The following is a 21,089-nucleotide window of genomic DNA, read 5'->3' as shown; positions in this document are numbered from 1 at the left end:
GAAAGGAAACACTATGCGTTATCCAATAATGATCCACCCAAATAAAAAATTGAATCGAAAAGCCCAACCAATCGATATGATCACTGATGAGACTATCGTCTTGTTAGATAACTTGTATGAAACAATGGTGGCAAATGACGGCGTCGGCATCGCCGCGCCGCAAGTCGGCAAAAATCAACGGATCGCTATTGTTGAAGTCGATGAAGGGGATAAATTTGAACTCATCAATCCTGAGATCATCGAGGCAAAAGGAGAAAGTATCGATGTGGAAGGTTGCTTAAGTATTCCGCATGTCTACGGTACAGTCAAACGTGCAGATGAAGTAACAGTTCGATATTATGATCGTGACGGAGAGGAAATCGAAGTTACCGCGTTTGGCTATCTTGCACGTGCCTTTCAACATGAGATCGATCACTTAGATGGGATTTTATTTATCGATAAAATGATCGAACAAATCCCCGAAGAAAAACTCGAAGAATACATGGAGGAACATTTAGATGACTAAAATCGTATTTATGGGAACCCCAGCATTTTCAGTTCCTGTACTAGAAGGGCTGATCGACCAAGGGTATGAGATCGTCGCTGTCGTGACACAACCTGATCGACCAGTGGGAAGAAAAAAAATCATTACCCCAACACCTGTGAAAGTGGCGGCTTTGAAGCACGATCTTCTTGTGCTACAGCCAGAAAAAATCACGGGTTCTCCAGAAATGCAAACAATCATTGATTTGCAACCAGATGTGCTGGTAACAGCAGCATTTGGTCAATTCTTACCGGAGAAACTATTGCAAGTTCCAACACATGGAGCAATCAATGTTCATGCCTCTTTGTTGCCAAAATATCGTGGGGGTGCACCAGTCCATTATTCCATTATCAACGGGGAAAAAGAGACAGGTGTAACGATTATGGAGATGATCAAGAAAATGGATGCGGGCGGTATTTTCTCACAAGCAAGCCTACCAATCACTAAACAAGATGATGTCGGTACGATGTTTGAAAAACTTAGTCTATTAGGCAAAGAGTTATTGCTAGAAACACTACCAAAGATCATTTCTGGCGAATTGACGCCTACGCCTCAAAATGAGGACCAAGCAACGTTTTCACCGAATATCACACGTGAACAAGAAGCAATCAATTGGGAAAAAACAGCAGAAGAAATCGACTGCCAAGTTCGTGGCATGCGTCCATGGCCCATTGCTTTTACAACCTATGAAGGAACACGCTGGAAGCTTTGGGCAGTAGATGTGTTGGCAGATGAAACGACATCTGAAACACCAGGAACTATCATCCATAAAGATAAAAAACAATTATGGGTAGCTTGTGGGGAACAGACGGTATTATCGATCAAAGAACTACAACCTGCCGGTAAAGCAAAACAACTAATACAAGAATTCCTAAATGGCAGTGGACAACAAGTCGCTGTAGGACAGCAGGTGAAATAATGGCGAAAATACCAAAAAAAATGAAACGTTCGGTTCGCTTTATGGCGTTGATGACATTAGAGCGTGTCAACAAAGGTGGAGCATACTCCAATCTATTGTTGAATGAGATGATCAACCAAGGCGACCTTAACCAAAAAGATATCGGTCTGTTTACAGAACTAGTGTATGGAACGATCAGTCGCCATCGTTTGATTGCATTTTATGTTGCGCCATTGATTGCAAATGCAAAAAAAGTGGATGACTGGGTCAAAACTTTGCTGTATTTGTCTGTCTATCAACTCGAATTTTTAGATAAAGTACCTGATCATGCAATTTTGAATGAAGCAGTAGAAATTGCAAAAATCAAAGGTAACCCCGGCACAGGGAAATTTGTGAATGGTGTATTAAGAAATTATTTACGTCAAGGAAAACCTGATCTGGAAACTATCACAGATGAAGTCGAACGTTTAGCCGTTAAATTAAGTCTGCCGAATTGGCTGACACAGCGCTTAATTGACCAAATCGGCTACGAGGAAACAGAAAGGTTAGGTCTTTCATTGTATCAACCAAGTCATGTGAGTGGCCGTATTGATACCCGTAAACTTTCGCGTGAACAAGCACTGGATCAATTGAAAGAAGAAGGACTAGATGTAAAAGCAAGTCCAATAAGCCCATATGGTGTGATTGCTGAAAAGGGCAGACTCGCCTCTACGACACTTTTTCACGATGGCTTGATGACGATCCAAGATGAAAGCTCGATGCTTGTTGCACCAGCGATGCAGATTGAGCCAGAACATCATGTACTAGATGCCTGCGCTGCCCCTGGTGGCAAAACGACCCATATCGCCACGTTCCTTGATCCAACTTGTGGAGGAGAAGTCGTGGCTCTAGATGTCCATGACCACAAAGTAAAACTAGTGGAAGAGAACGCTCGCCGTTTAGGAGTTGCCAACGCAGTGTTCGCACAAAAAATGGATGCACGTGAAGTCAAAGAACAGTTTGAAGCAGAACAATTTGACCGTATTTTAGTAGATGCTCCATGTTCCGGTTTTGGCTTGTTACGCCGAAAACCAGATATTCGTTATAAAAATAATGAAAAAGAATTAGCCAATTTACCGGCTATCCAACTAGCTATTTTGGAAAGTGTGGCTACGGCTCTTAAACCTTCAGGAATATTGACCTACAGTACTTGTACGATTTTGAAAGAAGAGAATCAAGAAGTTGTTTCAGCGTTTTTACAACGACATCCTGATTTTGAGAAGATTGATGTTTTAGTTGATCCTGTGCTACAATCATCAATCAAGGATAAGATGTTGACGTTGTATCCACATCAATCTTATACAGATGGCTTTTTCATTTGTTGTTTGCGCAAAAAGTAATGAGGTGAAAGTATGCAGATTGAATATCAATCAGATGTAGGAAGAAGACGTAATACGAATCAAGATTATGTCAGTGTATTTGAAAACCAAGTCGGTCTCACGCTGGCGGTTTTAGCAGATGGCATGGGTGGGCACCGCGCAGGCGATATTGCTAGTCAAATGGCCGTCACAAATTTAGGGAAAGCCTGGGAAGAGCAAGCGTTACTTGATGACGAAAAAATCGCGCAGTGGTTTATCCAAGCGATCCAAGAAGAAAACCGCGCGATTCATCAATTAGGACAAGAACAGCTTGAATATAACGGAATGGGAACAACGATCGTAGCAGCTGCCCTATCAGAGGAACGTTTCACGATTGCCAATGTTGGCGATAGTCGTGCGTATTTGCTTCGCGATAATCGGATCATTCGCTTGACGGAAGACCATTCTTTAGTAAATGAATTAGTCAAATCTGGTGAAATCAGCGAAGAAATGGCCGTCAATCATCCACGTAAGAATATCTTGACTCGATCTGTCGGCATGCCAGGATCATTAGAAGTCGATGTTGCAACGTATCTTTGGCAACTCCAAGATCGTTTGCTTCTATGTTCGGATGGTTTGACGAATATGCTGTCAGAAGAAACGATCGGTACGATCATCAATCAAGAAGGATCATTATCAGAAAAAGTAACGCAATTAGTGGATCAAGCAAATGAAGCTGGCGGAGCAGATAATATCAGCGTTCTTCTTATTGAATACAAGGAGGATGTTGCATGATTGAGCCAGGAAGAAAATTAAATGGTCGTTACCAAATTACCGGTAACATCGGTAGTGGCGGTATGGCAAATGTCTTTTTAGCCCATGACTTGATTTTAGATCGAGATGTTGCAATCAAAGTCCTACGCTTTGATTTCCAAAATGACCAAACGGCGATCCGTCGTTTTCAACGAGAAGCATTAGCGGCAACCGAATTAGTTCATCCAAATATCGTCAGTGTTTATGATGTCGGTGAAGAAGATAACATGCAGTACTTAGTTATGGAATATGTAAAGGGAATGGATTTAAAACGTTATATCCAAACGCACTATCCGATTCCTTATGAAACAGCAGTAAACATCATGCAACAAATCTTGTCTGCGATTTCTTTAGCACATAGCCATCAAATCATCCACCGAGATCTAAAACCACAAAATGTCTTGATCGATAATGAAGGTGTTGTGAAAATCACCGATTTTGGTATTGCGATTGCTTTATCGGAAACATCGATCACCCAAACGAATACGATGCTTGGTTCGGTTCACTACCTTTCACCAGAACAAGCAAGAGGTAGTATGGCGACAAAACAATCAGATATCTATGCGTTAGGGATCATTTTATATGAAATGCTGACAGGAAGCGTTCCTTTTGATGGGGAATCAGCTGTCACCATTGCACTGAAACATTTTCAGGATGATTTGCCTTCAATCAAAGAGTTAGATCCAGGGGCACCTCAGTCATTGGAGAATGTTGTCTTGAAAGCAACAGCCAAAGAACCTGTCGACCGGTATAAAACGGCAGAAGAAATGGCAGATGACCTAGCAACGGTGTTGTCGTTAGAACGAGCAAACGAAGAAAAATGGCAACCCCAGGCGATGGACAACGAAACAAGAGTATTGACACCACTGACGGCAGAAACACCGATGCCAGATTCCTTTAAGTCAATGCCTCTTCCCGAAGAGAAACCAGCGGAAGAATTACCAGATCCCGAAGAAACAATGCCAGATGTAAAGACTAAAAAAAGAAAAAAATGGTGGATCATTTTGCTGGTCTTGCTTGCTTTGTTAGGAATTGGGACAGCGATTTTATTTGCTTCAGGTGGACGAGGAGAAGTAACGGTTCCCGATGTTTCGGGTCAATCCGAAGCTTCAGCAAGAGAAGCTTTGACACAAGCAAAATTAAAGGTAGCAACGAACACTGAAGAAATTGCTGACGATACGATTGAGAAAGGAAATGTGGTCAAAACAGATCCAGCCTCAGGAACAACAGTGAAACAAAATCGTGAAGTCACGCTTTATATCAGTACAGGTAAGAAGAAAATCCAACTCGATGATTTTACGGGTATGTCTTACGATGAAGCGCGCAAGCAGCTACTGGATTTAGGTTTCTCTTCAAGTAGAATCAAAAAAGAAGAAGAATTTAGTGATGAGGTCACTAGTGGAAATATCATCTCGCAATCAGAAGATGAAGGAACAGAAGTCGATCCCACATCAGATACGATTACTTTTACTGTTAGTAAAGGAAGTCAGCCGACGATGAGCGATTACACCGGACAAAACTATGAAACAGTTCTTAGTATTTTGAGAACGAATGGCTATACGAATATCAGTGCAACGAATGATTATAGTGATACGGTCCCAGCCGGTGCAATCATCAGTCAGTCACCAAGTTTTGGGGAACCATTGACGGATGCGACATTTATTAGTTTCGTGGTGAGTCAAGGACCAGATGCGAAGACACTGAATGACATTTCTGGTTATACGAAAAGTGATGCGCAAAGTTACTTATCTGGTATCGGTGCCGACTACATTGGTCATGAAACGTATGAGTTTTCAGATACAGTAGAAAAAGACAAAGTGATCCGTACAGATCCAGGAGTAGGTGCATCAATCACATCAGGAACGATCGTCAATGTGATTTACTCAAAAGGACCAGACCCAGCGAAAGCATCATCAAGTTCTGAAAAAGATTCTTCCAGCAGTTCTTCTAGCAGTTCAAGCAGTAGTTCAAGTTCCGAAACAACTAGTAGTAGTACCACCACACCGTCCTCGACGGATAGTGACTAGTAGACAGAATTAAAAGAACTAAAACGATAATGAAAAAAATAGATCTGAGAATTCAAAATGTCGGCGGCATTTGAGGAAATTCTTAGGTCTATTTTTTGGTGATTTCTCCTAACTTCTGCTGTCCTATGGTAAAATATACTAAAAATGGAGGTGGGTTTCATTAAAGGGCAAATCAGAAAAGCAATAAGTGGATTTTATTACGTATATAAAGATGGAGAGACCTATCAGACACGAGGTCGAGGGAATTTTCGTAATCGAAAGATCACGCCCCTTGTTGGCGATCAAGTCATATTTGAAAGTGAAAACAAGACCGATGGCTATCTACTAGAAGTTTTACCACGTAAAAATCAATTAGTACGACCACCAGTAGCAAATGTTGATTTAGGAGTTGTTGTGACGAGTTTGATCGAACCAACATTCTCTTATAATCTACTCGACCGTTTTTTAGTCATGTTGGAATATGAATCGATCGAGCCAGTGATCTATTTGACGAAAACGGATTTAGCTGTCGATTCTACACAAATAAAAGAAATTAAAGAGACTTACGAAAAAATCGGCTATCCAGTGATCGTCCCTCGCACACAGGGTGACACGGATGAATTAGTTCGCTATTTTCCAGAAAGACTGACTGTTTTCATGGGACAGTCAGGTGCAGGTAAATCGACGTTGCTCAACCAAATCTCACCAGAGCTTGAGTTAGAAACAGGTGAAATATCTGATTCTTTGGGACGTGGACGTCACACGACAAGACATGTCGAGTTATTACCACTCTATGATGGATTGGTTGCCGATACACCAGGTTTCAGTTCTATTGATTTCTTAGTCATCGAACCTGTCGAGTTATCCAAACAATTCCCTGAATTTGTCGATGCTTCTGTAGACTGTCGCTTTAGAGAGTGTATGCACGTAAAAGAGCCAGATTGTGAAGTCAAACGAAGAGTAGCGGCAAAAGAAATTGCACAGACTCGCTATGACAATTACTTGCAATTTTTGCAAGAAGTTGAAAACCGTAAACCGATGTACAACAAAAAAGAAACTAGAAGAAAGTAGGAGGGTATTTTTATGAAAATAGCACCATCGATTTTAAGCGCAGATTTCGCCAATCTCCAAGCAGACATTGAACGAGTAGAAAAAGGTGGAGCAGACTATATCCATGTGGACGTAATGGACGGCCAATTCGTTCCTAACATTACATTCGGATCGAATGTAGTGCAAGCAATCCGTCCGGTCACAAAACTACCTTTAGACGTTCATTTGATGATCATCAATCCTGAAAATTATATTGCTGATTTTGCAAAAGCAGGTTCAGATATCATTACGGTCCATGTGGAATCGACACCACATATCCATCGTGCGATCCAGATGATCAAAGATTTAGATGTCAAAGCAGGGGTCGTTATCAATCCTGGTACACCGATCGAAATGATCAAGCATGTTTTGCCTTTAGTTGATCAAGTGTTAGTGATGACAGTCAATCCAGGATTTGGCGGACAAAGCTTTATTACAGAAACAGTGGATAAAATCGCAGAGTTAGCGGAATTACGCAAGGTGAACGATTGGACCTATCAAATCGAAGTGGATGGTGGAATCGTTCCAGAAACTGCAAAAATTTGTCGTGAAGCAGGTGCAGACGTATTTGTTGCAGGCTCCTATGTCTATAGTGCAGAAGATCCAGCAGCTCAAATCGATCAATTGAAAAAGGCATTAGGCTAATGGAAGTATTACTTGTTGCAGGCGGATCACCAGAAAATTGGCCAGACTTGTCACAGCAATCATTTGATCAATACGTGGGCATTGACCGTGGGGCACTCTATTTACTTGAAAAAGGCTATTCATTAGATCTAGCAATCGGTGATTTTGATTCATTGTCTTCCTCGGAATATCAACGAGTATCCGATAAAGCTGTCGAAGTACACCAAGCGCCAGCAGAGAAAGACGATACGGACACTCAGCTAGGTTTAGCAAAGACATTCGAACACTTTCCAGAAGCAAGCGTGACACTGATCGGTGCAACTGGTGGAAGATTAGATCATTTATTAGCTAATCTATGGTTAGCATTAGAACCACGGTTTCAACCCTTTATACGACAGATCCAAATACAAGACAAACAAAACGTAATCACTTACTATCTACCAGGAGCTTACGAGATAAAAAAAATTCCTGAAATGAAGTATTTGGCTTACTGTTGTTTGACACCTGTTAGTCAATTGACACTATCTGACAGCAAATATCAACTATCAAACGAGGAAGTATCTCGTCCAACTTCTTATGCAAGCAATGAATTTGTCACTGACAAAGCATCCTTCAGCTTCTCTGAAGGAATCATTTCAGTCATCCAAAGTAAAGATTGATGGATCGGTTCAGGACAAAGTAGCAAAAGAAATGAAGCGGAAAAATGACAGTTTAAATTATTTGCTAAAAAAAGCTTAAAAGAAGGGTCGAGCCTTTTGTTTCCCCTTATTTAATGATAAAATTACAGGTAAGAGTCTAATTTAATTCGAGGTGTCTTTGTGAAGAAGTTCAATCCTAATAAAAATATCATTATTACCTTAGTCATCGTTATTATTGTAGTAACGGTCCTAAGTGTGACAGCTGCCCAGCGAGCGAATGAAGGAAAGCCCAATTTCTTCCAATCTATTGTGAACGACAGTGTCTCTTTTGTCGATCGGACGATTTCTGCTCCGGTCAAATGGGTCCAAAATGGCGTGGATTCAGTACATCATCTTTTCACCACCTATTCAGAAAATGAACGGTTAAAAGAAAAAATCGACAGCTATGATGAGATAGCTCAAAAAAACAAGAACATGCAAAAAGAAATCGATGCACTAAAAAGCGAACTCGATTTAAGCCAAACGTTGACGAGTTATGAAAGAGTCACAGCAAATGTGATCACTCGTTCACCTGACTCATGGCAAGATCTATTAGTCGTCGATAAAGGATCAAATGATGGAATCGAAGTCAATATGGCAGTCATGGCGCAAAAAGGTTTAGTCGGACGTGTCATTGAAGTCAATGCCACTTCTTCTAAAGTAGAATTGCTGACTTCATCAAATGTAAGTTCCAACCATTTTCCTGTCCGCGTATCTTCTGGAAACGGAGAATCTTTCGGTTTACTCAAGAATTATGACGAGAAGTTACAAGCGCTAGTTGTGACACAGCTAACAGGTGACAGTGAAATCAAAGAGGGCGACGTAGTACAAACATCAGGTCTTGGAGGCAACTCGCCAGCAGATCTACAAATCGGTACAGTCATCAGAACAAAACCAGATAGTTATGGGCTAGATCGCGAAGTCTATGTCAAACCTTATGCGGATATGTATGATCTCCCAGTAGTAACGATCATCAAACGTCTTGTGGAGGAATAGTCCATGCTGAAAAAAGAGAAAATGACCATTTATTTGCCGATCCTCCTGTTCCTACTCATGTTGATCGATGGGCACTTTACCCGAATGATGATCAGGTGGTCGAGCGGTGACTACATGGCAAGTGCGCATCTTTTGATATTGGTTTTACTATTTTGCAGTTTGAGTTTTTCCAAACGCTACTTACTGATCACGACATTAGTTTTAGGTATTATCTTTGATTCTTACTATATTGGTGTGATTGGTATTTACGCAGTTGCTTTACCTTTATTAGTATTTATCATGTATGGGATGAAATCGGTCATCCATGTAAATATTTTTACTGAGTTTTTTAGCCTCATCATTTTCATCACAGGCTATGAGTTGTTTACATTGATCGTACAAATGGTATTCAAACTTGCGAGTGTAGATAGTACGTACTTTATCACTAAATATTTAGGCCCAACATTATTATTGAATATGGTATTGTTCGCTCTACTTGTATTCCCATTAAAGAAGCTATTCAAAGAAGGTCGGGACAGAGGTGTTTAGTCTCGAGAAATAAGGCGCCATCCACGGAAATTGTTTTTCAAATTTTTGTGGATGGCGCCTTATTGCCGAAGAAGTTACTTCTGTGCCCGCCATTTAATCTGTTTTAGGTGGTGCGAGAGGCCCAATGTCTCAGCCTTTTTTTATTTAATTTAAAACGGACATTATTTAATTATTGAAAAATGTATTATGAAAATAACCATGTCATCTTACATTTCTGTCATTATAATCAGTTGTTTTGAAATGTTTTTGTAACATAACTATTATCTCATTGACATACAGCTATGGTACAATTTTGTTATCGTTAAGAAAGACTTAAATATTTTTAGATATTTATTAAATTAAGCCAGTCGGAGGAATGAAGAGTGAAAAAGAGTTTAATATCAGCAGTAATGGTAAGTTCAATGGCCTTGACTGCCGTAGCATCACCGATCGCAGCCGCGGCGGAAGATTTTGATTCTCAAATACAACAACAAGATCAAAAAATTGCGGAATTACAAAACCAACAAGCAAGTGCCCAATCTCAAATCGAGGCATTAGAAGGTCAAGTCGCTGACATCAATACAAAAGCTGAAACTTTATTAGCTAATCAAGCAACATTACGTCAAGAGTCTTCTCAATTGACACAAGAAATTGCTGATCTACAAGAACGTATCGAAAAACGTGAAGCAACGATCCAAGAGCAAGCACGTGAAACACAAGTTAAAGGTACAAGCTCTAACTACATCGATGCAGTATTGAATGCTGAGTCATTCTCAGATGCTATCGGACGCGTTCAAGCAATGTCATCAATTGTACGTGCGAACCAAGACTTAGTGAAACAACAAAAAGAAGACAAACAGGCAGTTGAAGATAAAAAAGCTGAAAATGAAGCGAAGCTACAAGAGTTAGCAGAAAACCAAGCGGCTTTAGAATCACAAAAAGGCGACTTACTATCAAAACAAGCTGATTTAAATGTCCTAAAAACTACTTTAGCGGCTGAACAAGCAACAGCAGAAGATAAAAAAGAAGACTTGAACCGCCAAAAAGCAGAAGCTGAAGCAGAGCAAGCACGTATTCGTGAACAAGCTCGTTTAGCAGAGCAAGCGCGTCAACAAGCAGCACAAGAACAAGCTGAAAGAGAAGCACGTGAACAAGCAGCAGTTGCCGCTGCAGCAGCACAAGAGCAAGAACAAGCTTCTTCTTCATCAGTACAAGAATCAACAGAAGTTTCTGAATCAGCTACTTCAGAATCATCATCAAGTGCTGAATCTTCAACAGAACAATCTTCAGTTCCTGAATCATCTACATCAACAGAAGATTCAACAACTGAAAGCAGTGTACCAGAATCTTCAACAGAAGAATCTACTACTACACCATCTGTTCCAGAAACAACAACACCATCAACGCCGGAGCCATCAACACCAGCTCCATCAACGCCGGAGCCATCAACGCCAGCTCCATCAACACCAGCTCCATCAACGCCGGAGCCATCAACACCGGCACCCTCAATTCCAGCGCCAACGGCTCCATCTACTAATGGAGCAGCGATTGTAGCTGAAGCGATGAAATACATTGGGACTCCTTATGTATGGGGTGGAAAAGATCCAAGTGGATTTGATTGTTCTGGATTTACACGCTATGTGTACCTACAAGTAACTGGTCGTGACATCGGTGGTTGGACTGTACCTCAAGAATCAGCAGGAGCTAGAATCTCAGTTTCTCAAGCAAAAGCTGGAGACTTATTATTCTGGGGAGCAGCTGGTGGCACTTACCACGTAGCAATTTCTTTAGGTGGCGGACAATACATCCACGCACCACAACCGGGCGAAAGTGTTAAAATTGGCTCAGTTCAATGGTATGCACCTGACTTTGCTGTAAGTATGTAATTTATGAAGAACTAACTCTAAAGTGAGTTAGTTCTTTTTTTACGAAACTAAAAAGGATCGAACAAACAGTTTTTGGTAACTGTCTGTTCGATCCTTTAAAATTTTCTTGCTTAGAAAGCATGATCAAATAAATTCTTCCGTCAATTCCATGAAGTTTTGGATATCTTCTAAGACCATGTTGATACCTGCTTGCCAAAAATCTGGTTTCGTTAAGTCTACACCTAAGTGTTTTTGAGCCAATTCTTCCGTTGTCATCGAAGCAGTATCGCGTAGTAAGTCGATATACTCTTGTTCAAAACTTGAACCTTGCTCGTTAGCATAGGCGTAAATACCTAAACTGAACAGGTAACCAAAGGTATAAGGGAAATTATAAAACGGTACATCATCAATAAAGAAATGTAGTTTTGCTGCCCAGAAATAAGGATGATAAGTAGATAATGCATTTGCATATCCTTCTTTTTGCGCTTCGATCATCATATCAGTGATCTCTTGTTCTGCGACTAGTCCTTTTTGTCGAGCAGTATAGAATTGATTTTCAAAGATAAAACGAGAATGGATATTCATGAACATAGCCAGAGCATTTTGTAGTTTCGTATCCAACAAATTGATTTTTTCTTCTTTTGTTGATGCCGCTTTAAGTGTTGCATCAGCTACGATCAATTCTGCAAAGGTACTTGCTGTTTCAGCAACATTCATCGCGTATTCACGATTCAACGCTGGAAGATCCCACATCGTACTACTATGGAAAGCGTGACCTAACTCATGGGCTAAAGTAGCGACTTCGTTGACTGAATTACTATAAGTCATGAAGATTCTAGATTCTTGTGTTTCAGGCAATTCGGTGCAGTAACCACCAGGTCGTTTGCCAGGACGATCCTCTGCTTCAATCCAACTTTTGTTAAAAGCGTCTTGAGCAAATTCAGCCATTTTAGGACTGAATTTATTGAAATTCTCAATGATAAATGCTGCCGCTTCATCAAAGGTAAAGGTTTTTTCTTTCATATCACCTAGAATGATCGGTGCATCTTGGTCTTGCCATTCCATTTTTTCTTTACCGAAAAGATTGGCTTTTCTTGTTAAGTAATCGACAAGGGGTTGTTTATTTTTTTGGATCGTCTCCCACATTACATCTAATGTTTCTTTTTTCAAGCGATTATATTCTAAAGGCTTTTGTAAGAAATCTGTTGTACCGTGTAGTTTATAGGTGGATAGACGGAACCCATCTAAATGATTCAAAGTGTCTGTAAATAAAGGTGCTTTTTCTTGCCAAGCAGTTTCCCAAGCTGTAAATAATTGTTTGCGGACTTCTGGATCAGGATCACCCATCATTTTATTGAATGCTTGACCAGCAGATAATTCAATGATTTCTCCCTCTTGTTCAAATGGTACAGTCACGCTAGCGACAATCGTATCATAATGACTACTCCAGGCATTCAAACCATCCAAAGATAATGTATTGATAATGTGCTCCTCATTTTCAGATAACAAGCGTGCGCCATCGCGACGAATTTCGTTCATGCGAAAAGCAATCGGAGCTAATTGATCTTGAGCAATCAAGTGTGTCCATTCATTGTCAGATATTTCTGCAAATTTTTTCGATAAGATCGTATCTGCTGCTTGCCAACGTGGTAATGAAGCATAGAGTTTACCAGACAAAATCTTTGCATCGGAATCTTTTACATTAGCAGATAATAAAGCAGTAATATAACTATTACATTGGCTGAAGCCATTGGTTACTTTTTCTTGAAGTGCCAAAATCGTCACAAGAGAATCGATATCTTCGGATGAAAATGACCATTGATTGATTTGTTCGTAATATGTTTCTATTTGTCGTTCTAATTGAGCCAAACGTTCATTTAATTCAGTTGAAGCACTTCCTCCAGGAAAGATAGAATCTAAATCCCAGTTAAGCGAATAAGTCATCAAAAAACCCCTCTCATATTTATGGTACTATCTCTAGTATAGCATTTAAAGAAGGAATAAGTCTTGGAGAAATTATTGTTGTTTTATGAAAAAAAAGCTATCATAGAAAGAAGAGGTGACTTATGGAGTTTTTAAAAAAACAAAGAAAAAATGGAAATTTTTATTTAGTGTTTGCATTAATGATCATGGCTATTTTATTTTATAGCTCCTCGCAAACCTATGGACAACAATCGCAACTTTCAAGAATTGATGCGTGGTTCCCAAACCAACCCTTTAAAGAAGCATTATCAGGTATCCAGTTTACTTATGGAGAAAGTGTTATCAGTATCGACCATTCTGGATACAGCAAATTCATTGAATTCTTTTTAAGAAAAGGCGCCCATTTTGGTACCTATTTTCTATTAGGAGGTAGTCTGTATCTAGGTGTATTCCCGAAAATGAAAATCTGGTGGTTAACGGGGGTTCTTGCTTGGTTATCTGCGACAGGATACGCCGGTCTAGATGAGTTCCATCAAATGTTGACAGGCGATCGTTCACCAATGTTCCAAGATGTCATGCTTGATTCGATGGGGGCATTGACTGCAGTTGTTATATGTATTTTATTTACTTTTATAAAGAAGAAAAAGTAAAAAAGAGAGCACAGTTGCGTGTCTGCAACTGTGCTCTAGTAGTTACGATTAAAAAATCAAAACAGGCGTACCTTTTTCAACCATTCCAAATAATTCTTTCATGACACCTGGTGGCGTATTGACACAACCATGAGAACCGCGAGTTCGCCATAAGTCGCCGCCATATTCTGGTTGCCAATCCGAATCGTGGATACCGATACCTGTCCAATCGACTGGCATCCAATAGTTCACTGGACTTTCATATGGTGTACCATCATCGTTCGTTCCTCTTAATACTGCATTTTCTTCTTTATTCCAGACATAAAAGACACCAGGAGGAGTAGGGGTAGAAGGTTTTCCTGAAACGATATCTGTTTCAAGTGCTACTTTCCCATCTTTGTAGAACCACATATGTTGATTCTCTAAATCGACTTCGATATACGTATCCTCAATCAATGGGTGGTCGGCAGTTGTACTACCTTGAACAATTGGTGAACGTTTGAAATCTTGTCCTGCTAAAATCGCTTCTGTTAATGCTGTTACTTCGCTATCTGTTTGGATCGTCCAACTGAACGTGCCAGCAGGAACAGTTACTTCGCCACGTTTGGTACTTTTGAATTTAGTATCATTCGTACTTGTATTGTATTTTTCGCCAAGTTCACTAACATATTGACGAACTTTTTCTGAATCAAGCGCAGGTTTTCCATCTTCATAGGTGAGCCATTCAACGATGAGTGAAGAAGGGATCGTAACTGTTTCACCATTGATACTGTAAGTTCCTTTTACTTTAGCGATATTATTCATTGTCGTTAACTGCTCAGTCAACTTTTTATCTGTAGATGTGACCGTTGGTTCTTTTTGGAACTCAGTCAGATCAATTGTATCTTTTCCATCATTGACAACAGTTGTCAATTCCTTCGTAACGGCTTCGACATCGACCGTGTTCCCTTTCACTTCAGGCTTGATTTTAAATGAGTCACCAGACTTTTCAATCGTTGCATCGGCAGTAGGCGTACGTTCTTTATTCAATTCAGTCAATTCCGTAGACAATGTCTCGATCGTTTGATCCAGTTGTTCCCGTTCCGCACTTAGTGGATCGATTTCTTGTTTTTCGGCCGCAGCTACATAGTTCATTCCCCAAGTCCAAGCATTTTGGTTTTTCAAGATGGAAGCTAGATCAGTTGAAAAATCCTTTTTATAACCAAGATCGGACTTTGCAATCTCTTTCCAAACCGTTCCGTTTTCTTTGATTGAAATCATCTTATTGGAATAAGCTTCTTTTAGCTTGTCATTTGCTTGGTCGATAGTCAGGTTACTTACATTGATCGAATTGACTTCCGTTTTAGGAAGAAAACGATTCGTGTAATATGTACTACGGTAGGTGTAAAAGCCGATTAATACTAGAATCACACCGAGAACAGAAAGCAAACCAATACGCATTGATTTTTTTCGATGAGAAGATCTTGTCATATCTGCAACTCCTTAATAATAATAGTTATAGGGTGTAACGACTCTATCATAGCATAATTTACAGTAAAAGACGAAATGATGTCCCTCTTTATATAAAAATTAACATACTGCTTAGAAAAATAACGATAGTTAGGCAAGGATTTTATATACGGAAGTGTATAAAAAAACAGGAAATCCTAGAAAATGGAAGGTCGATTTTCAGGATTCCCTGTGAAGATGAGGTTGTTTTCGAAGACATTACTTCTGGAACAACGTGTATTCTTTTTTAGTGAGAACGATAGCGTCTCAAGTAATTAATTATTCAGCATCCAATTTAGCAAAAGCTTCATCTAAGATATCTTTTAATTGTTTTGCTGAAGCGGCCATACGATCTTGTTCGCTGTCGCTTAATGGAATTTCAATGACTTTTTGGATACCTTGACGGTTGATGACAGCAGGTGCACCGATATAGATATCGTTTAGTCCATATTCACCATTCATATAAACAGATAATGGAAGAACTGCATTTTCATCGTCTAAGATCGCGCGAGTGATACGTGCTAAAGCTACAGCGATACCGTAGAATGTTGCGCCTTTTTTCTCGATGATCGTATAAGCAGCGTCACGTACACCGAAGAATAAGTTGACCATTGCTTCTTCATCCACGTCTGGATTATTTTTCACCCATTCATAGATTTGTAAACCAGCAACATTGGCATGTGACCAAACTGGGAACTCAGAATCTCCATGTTCACCTAAAATATACGCATGGACGTTACGTGCATCAACGTCAACTAATTCAGCAAGTGCTTGACGGAAACGAGCAGAGTCAAGTGAAGTTCCTGAACCGATTACGCGCTCTTTAGGGAACCCTGAGAATTTCCAAGTAGAGTAAGTTAAAATATCAACTGGGTTAGCAGCAACTAAGAAAATACCATTGAAACCTGAGTCAACGATTTGTGTAACAACTTCGCGGTTGATTTTTAAGTTTTTATTTACTAAATCTAAACGTGTTTCACCTGGTTTTTGTGGTGCACCAGCTGTGATAACGACTAAGTCTGCATCATGTGCATCTGCATAAGATGCTGAGTAGATTTTTTTAGGTGAAGTAAATGCTAGAGCGTGTGATAAGTCGATCGCATCTCCTTCAGTTTTTGCTGTATTGATATCGATGATACCAACTTCTTGAGCGATATTTTGTGTAACTAAAGCGAAGGCATAGCTAGAACCTACAGCACCGTCTCCAACAAGTATTACTTTTTGATGATCTTTTTTTTCTGCGTTTGCAGTCATTTATATCAATCCTTCCATTGATTTGTTTTTCCCATGCCTATGCTAACATGGAAAAAGCCTGCTGTCACGCTATTTGGTTACAAAATATAACAGATAACAAGGTTGTACCATATGTAAAAGCTTACATGTGCGTTATTTCACTATTTAGCAAAACCAATGATTTCATTAGTTTTGAATTATAATTTTAATCATTTTTTCATTTATTAAGTTTCTCTTTTTAGCTGTAACAAAGGATTGTGTGTTATACTAATAGGAGCTAAAATAATAAAAAAATCGAGTCAAAGACTGGACCGCCTATGAGCAGTCCAGCCTTTTGTGCTGTTTATAAGATTGGATGAGCGCAGAAATGAAAATGATCGTAGGGCTTGGAAACCCAGGAACGAAATATGAACATACAAAGCATAACGTTGGATTTATGGTGGTGGATCGTTTGGCTGAAAAACACCAAGCGACCTTTAAGAAAAACACATTTGAAGCAGAAGTAGCTGAATTTTTCCACAAAGGTGAGAAAATTTTATTAGTCAAACCCCAAACATTTATGAATGAATCTGGCCGAGCGGTTGGTCCATTGATGACTTACTTTGGGATTTATCCAGAAGAGTTGGTGGTTGTTTATGATGACCTAGATTTAGCAATCGGTAAAATCCGTTTACGACAAAAAGGAAGTGCAGGCGGACATAATGGGATCAAGAGTATTATCTCTCATTTGGATAGTACGATCTTTGATCGAATAAAAGTTGGTATTGGTCGACCAGAAGGTAAAAAAACAGTCGTCCAACATGTTCTCAGTCCCTTTAGTAAAGAGACGCAACCCTTGATCGAACAAAGCATCGATCAATCAGTCGCTGCTGTTGAATTTCTATTGGATGGCCATTCTTTTATAGATACAATGAATCAATTTAATTAAGAAAGGAGAATGAAACGATGGATATGATCCAATTGATTGGCAAAGATGCTCAAGTGGCTGAATGGTCCATGAATCTTGAACAACGGATGTCTAGACAGTTGATTACAGGTTTAGCTGGATCTGCTAAGACGTTGTTGTTTGCACATGCGTTTAAAAAACTGGATAAAAATCTGATTATCCTGATGCCAAATTTATATTACGTCAACCAATTGGCAGAGGATCTGCAACACGTTCTGCCAGCTGAAAGTATCCACTTATTTCCAGTAGATGAAGTGCTTTCCGCAGAAATGGCTTTTTCTTCTCCTGAAGCTCGGGCTGAACGTGTAGCGACGTTGAATCGTTTGCAACAAGATGAGCCAGGAATCTATCTTCTTCCAGTGGCAGCATTGCACAAACGTCTTCCTGATAAAGAAACATGGAGCAATGCCCAATTACATTGGCAGATTGGCGACGAGATCGCCGTGGACTCATTACCGCAACAACTCGTCTTGTTGGGGTATGAGCGGACAGAGATGGTCGCAAAACCTGGGGAATTTAGTATGCGAGGGAGTATTGTCGATATCTATCCTTTGACATTTGAATACCCTGTTCGTGTGGAATTATTTGATGTCGAAATTGATTCCATGAGATACTTCGAAGCTGATACGCAACGATCGATTGAAAAGATCGAAGAAGTGTGGTTGCCACCAACAAGTGAACAAATTTATTCTCAAGAGAATCTGCTTGACGGTATCAACAAAATAGAAAACCTCTTAGAAAAGAAATTAGCAACGACCGCAGAACCTACTGAACGACAATTTTTGCATGACTATTTCGGTCAGTTGATCTCGGAGTGGCAACGTAATGTCCCGACAGACCAAGCGAAGTTCTATGCGGATCTTTTGTATCCTGAACATTTATCGATTTTGGATTATTTTCCCCAAGATAGCTTGCTGATTGTGGACGATTACCAACGAATCATGGAAACGAATCGCGAAATGGAGAGAGAAGCAGCGGAATGGCATACACAAAAAATCAGTGAGTTACGCGTATTCTCTGAACAACAATTTGTGGCAGACGTACATGGGATCATCCAAAAAGAAAAATTTGCGACCACTTTTTTCTCTTTATTCCAAAAAGGAATGGGAAATCTCAGGTTCCAAGCACTTTACCAGTTCCAGTATCGCACGATGCAACAGTTCTTTGGACAAATGCCATTGCTGAAAACGGAAATGGATCGTTGGCGCAAACAAGAGCAGACAGTCGTCATCTTCATTCCAACGAAAGAACGTATCCGTAAGGCGGAACAAATGTTGCGTGACGAAGACATATTAGTGGTAGAAACAGAAGCAGACCAACTGATCAAAGGACAAGTCCAATTAGTCGAAGGCGCATTGATGACAGGTTTTGAGTTGCCGCAAGAAAAAATCGTAACGATCACGGAAAAAGAGATTTTTCAAAAGACAACAAAAAAACAGACACGTCGTCAAACGGTAACGAATGCAGAACGACTAAAAAGCTACAACGAATTAAAAGCTGGAGATTACGTTGTCCATGCGAATCATGGGATCGGGAAATATATCGGTATGGAAACCTTAGAGGTCGACGGTGTCCACCAAGATTATATGACGATCATTTATCAAAATGATGATAAGCTATTTATTCCTGTCACGCAGTTGAATTTGATCCAAAAATATGTAGCTTCGGAATCGAAAACACCACGAATCAACAAACTCGGTGGTAGTGAATGGACGAAAACGAAACGTAAGATCTCCTCAAAAATCGAAGATATTGCGGATGACTTGATCCAATTGTATGCGGTCAGAGAAGCAGAAAAAGGATACGCATTTGGTCCGGATGACTCTTATCAAAAAGAATTTGAGAATGCTTTTCCATATTCGGAAACAGATGACCAACTCCGAAGTGCGGCGGAAATCAAACGAGATATGGAAAAAGAAAAACCGATGGATCGTTTACTTGTGGGGGACGTCGGCTATGGGAAAACAGAAGTTGCGCTACGTGCCGCTTTTAAAGCAGTCAAAGAAAGTAAACAAGTGGCATTTCTTGTGCCGACAACAATCTTGGCGCAACAACATTACGAAACGATGTTGGAACGATTTGAGGGATTCCCAGTGAATGTTGGTTTGCTGAGTCGTTTCCGAACAAAGAAACAACAAAAAGAAACGATCGAAGAATTACGAACAGGACAACTAGATATTGTTGTGGGTACTCATCGTGTATTGTCAAAAGATATTGAATTTAGTGATTTAGGACTATTAATCGTTGATGAAGAACAACGTTTCGGTGTAAAACACAAAGAACGTTTGAAACAATTGCGTGCGCAAGTGGATGTGCTGACTTTGACAGCGACACCTATTCCGCGAACGCTGCATATGTCGATGCTAGGCGTACGGGATCTATCGGTGATTGAAACACCACCGGCGAATCGGTATCCGATCCAAACATATGTGATGGAAAAAAATCCAGGTGCGATCCGAGAAGCGATTCAGCGAGAGATGGGACGTGGGGGACAAGTTTTCTACTTATATAATCGTGTAGAAACGATTGAACGTAAAGTAGAAGAAATCCAAGCATTAGTTCCCGAAGCGAGAATCGCCTATGCGCATGGACAGATGACGGAAGTCCAACTAGAAAACACATTATTCGACTTTATCGAGGGACAGTATGATGTCTTAGTGACGACAACGATCATCGAAACTGGTGTGGATATTCCAAATGCAAACACACTCTTCGTAGAAAATGCCGATTATATGGGGCTCTCTACGCTTTACCAATTACGAGGACGTGTCGGACGAAGCAATCGTGTCGCTTATGCTTATTTTATGTACGAACAGCAAAAAATCCTTAATGAAGTCAGCGAAAAGCGTCTTCAAGCAATCAAAGACTTTACGGAATTGGGTTCAGGATTTAAAATCGCGATGCGAGATTTATCGATCCGTGGTGCTGGTAACTTGCTAGGGGCGCAACAACATGGATTTATCGATGCTGTTGGTTTTGATATGTACTCTCAAATGTTGAGTGAGGCAGTCGCTCGTAAACAAGGTAAAAATCAGCAAATAGAAAAAACTTCTGTGGAGATCGATCTAGGCGTCGATGCCTATCTACCAGAAAGTTATGTGTCAGATCAACGCCAAAAAATCGAAATCTATAAACGGATTCGCGAATTGGATTCACAAGAGATGTTGGAAGAATTAGAAGCAGATCTACTGGATCGTTTTGGTGAATATCCTGAAGAAGTCGCGCATTTGTTGACGATTGGACAAATCAAAATGGATGGCGATCGTGCATTGCTAGAGATGATTCGTAAGCAACAACAAACCATCGTGTTCAAGTTGAGCAAAGTGGGAACAAAACGCTACACGGTTGAACAATTATTTGAAGCGCTGACTGCCACAAAATTAAAAGCAGGACTTGGTGTGGAAAAAGAACAAATGATGATTCGTTTGACCTTGCCACCTCAAACAACGACTGCTGTTTGGTTGCAAGAAATCCAACAATTTGTCAAAGCATTGCGCGAACAGAAATATGCGACTGCATAGGAAGGGGCTGAACC

17 protein-coding genes are annotated in these 21,089 nt (G+C 40.1%); 14 read left to right on the top strand and 3 right to left on the bottom strand.

What is annotated here, in order from left to right; all coding sequences use genetic code 11:
* The first annotated feature begins 13 nt into the window (after window positions 1-13).
* The 11 genes from def (at window position 14) to HZ311_RS06515 (ending at window position 11,356) form a co-directional block, all read left to right on the top strand.
* Window positions 14-505 (top strand): peptide deformylase, encoded by a 492-nt coding sequence (def, locus tag HZ311_RS06565; protein ID WP_019722350.1) that lies wholly within the window; start codon window positions 14-16, stop codon window positions 503-505.
* Entirely contained in the window at window positions 498-1,442 is a 945-nt protein-coding gene (gene fmt / locus HZ311_RS06560; RefSeq protein ID WP_010734100.1) for a methionyl-tRNA formyltransferase, read from the top strand. The genes def and fmt overlap by 8 nt, the downstream gene beginning before the upstream one ends.
* The gene (gene rsmB, locus HZ311_RS06555) at window positions 1,442-2,800 is read left to right on the top strand and encodes a 16S rRNA (cytosine(967)-C(5))-methyltransferase RsmB (RefSeq protein WP_023520503.1); all 1,359 of its coding nucleotides are present in this window, start codon (window positions 1,442-1,444) and stop codon (window positions 2,798-2,800) included. Before fmt ends, rsmB begins: the two co-directional genes overlap by 1 nt.
* 12 nt (window positions 2,801-2,812) lie before the next feature.
* Window positions 2,813-3,553: a Stp1/IreP family PP2C-type Ser/Thr phosphatase gene (locus HZ311_RS06550; protein WP_010734102.1), complete on the top strand. Its 741-nt coding sequence runs from the start codon at window positions 2,813-2,815 to the stop codon at window positions 3,551-3,553.
* Window positions 3,550-5,598 carry a Stk1 family PASTA domain-containing Ser/Thr kinase gene (gene pknB / locus HZ311_RS06545; protein WP_010734103.1) on the top strand — a complete coding sequence of 683 codons (2,049 nt, stop codon included), beginning with the start codon at window positions 3,550-3,552 and terminating at the stop codon, window positions 5,596-5,598. Before HZ311_RS06550 ends, pknB begins: the two co-directional genes overlap by 4 nt.
* A gap of 150 nt (window positions 5,599-5,748) precedes the next feature.
* Entirely contained in the window at window positions 5,749-6,648 is a 900-nt protein-coding gene (gene rsgA, locus HZ311_RS06540; protein WP_029593934.1) for a ribosome small subunit-dependent GTPase A, read from the top strand.
* Window positions 6,649-6,660: 12 nt separating this feature from the next.
* On the top strand, window positions 6,661-7,311 hold the full coding sequence (gene rpe, locus HZ311_RS06535; protein ID WP_010734105.1) for a ribulose-phosphate 3-epimerase: 651 nt from the start codon (window positions 6,661-6,663) through the stop codon (window positions 7,309-7,311).
* A complete protein-coding gene (locus HZ311_RS06530; protein ID WP_010734106.1) occupies window positions 7,311-7,949 on the top strand; it encodes a thiamine diphosphokinase in 639 nt (212 codons plus the stop codon). The genes rpe and HZ311_RS06530 overlap by 1 nt, the downstream gene beginning before the upstream one ends.
* A 159-nt stretch (window positions 7,950-8,108) precedes the next feature.
* On the top strand, window positions 8,109-8,963 hold the full coding sequence (gene mreC / locus HZ311_RS06525) for a rod shape-determining protein MreC (RefSeq protein WP_023520501.1): 855 nt from the start codon (window positions 8,109-8,111) through the stop codon (window positions 8,961-8,963).
* 3 nt (window positions 8,964-8,966) lie between these two features.
* Window positions 8,967-9,491 carry a rod shape-determining protein MreD gene (gene mreD / locus HZ311_RS06520; protein WP_010734108.1) on the top strand — a complete coding sequence of 175 codons (525 nt, stop codon included), beginning with the start codon at window positions 8,967-8,969 and terminating at the stop codon, window positions 9,489-9,491.
* 362 nt (window positions 9,492-9,853) lie between these two features.
* Window positions 9,854-11,356: a C40 family peptidase gene (locus tag HZ311_RS06515; RefSeq protein ID WP_023520500.1), complete on the top strand. Its 1,503-nt coding sequence runs from the start codon at window positions 9,854-9,856 to the stop codon at window positions 11,354-11,356.
* 123 nt (window positions 11,357-11,479) lie between these two features.
* Here the strand turns inward: HZ311_RS06515 and HZ311_RS06510 are convergent, their stop codons facing one another.
* Window positions 11,480-13,279, bottom strand: a complete 1,800-nt coding sequence (locus tag HZ311_RS06510) for a M3 family oligoendopeptidase (RefSeq protein WP_010734111.1) — start codon at window positions 13,277-13,279, stop codon at window positions 11,480-11,482.
* A 122-nt stretch (window positions 13,280-13,401) separates the two neighbouring features.
* On the opposite strand from HZ311_RS06510, the gene HZ311_RS06505 reads away from it, so the two are divergent.
* Window positions 13,402-13,908, top strand: a complete 507-nt coding sequence (locus HZ311_RS06505) for a VanZ family protein (protein WP_010734112.1) — start codon at window positions 13,402-13,404, stop codon at window positions 13,906-13,908.
* Window positions 13,909-13,956: 48 nt separating this feature from the next.
* Here HZ311_RS06505 and HZ311_RS06500 read toward each other — a convergent pair whose 3' ends face one another.
* Both HZ311_RS06500 and HZ311_RS06495 read right to left on the bottom strand, forming a co-directional pair.
* The gene (locus HZ311_RS06500) at window positions 13,957-15,357 is read right to left on the bottom strand and encodes a L,D-transpeptidase family protein (RefSeq protein WP_178946543.1); all 1,401 of its coding nucleotides are present in this window, start codon (window positions 15,355-15,357) and stop codon (window positions 13,957-13,959) included.
* A 297-nt stretch (window positions 15,358-15,654) separates the two neighbouring features.
* Window positions 15,655-16,629, bottom strand: a complete 975-nt coding sequence (locus HZ311_RS06495) for an L-lactate dehydrogenase (RefSeq protein ID WP_019722338.1) — start codon at window positions 16,627-16,629, stop codon at window positions 15,655-15,657.
* 346 nt (window positions 16,630-16,975) lie between these two features.
* On the opposite strand from HZ311_RS06495, the gene pth reads away from it, so the two are divergent.
* Entirely contained in the window at window positions 16,976-17,536 is a 561-nt protein-coding gene (gene pth / locus HZ311_RS06490; protein ID WP_010734115.1) for an aminoacyl-tRNA hydrolase, read from the top strand.
* A gap of 17 nt (window positions 17,537-17,553) precedes the next feature.
* Window positions 17,554-21,075 carry a transcription-repair coupling factor gene (mfd, locus tag HZ311_RS06485; protein WP_023520497.1) on the top strand — a complete coding sequence of 1,174 codons (3,522 nt, stop codon included), beginning with the start codon at window positions 17,554-17,556 and terminating at the stop codon, window positions 21,073-21,075.
* Window positions 21,076-21,089 lie beyond the last annotated feature (14 nt).

This window comes from Enterococcus mundtii, from assembly GCF_013394305.1.
In the GTDB taxonomy this organism is placed as follows: domain Bacteria; phylum Bacillota; class Bacilli; order Lactobacillales; family Enterococcaceae; genus Enterococcus_B; species Enterococcus_B pernyi.
This window is presented reverse-complemented; position numbering and strand designations above follow the sequence as displayed.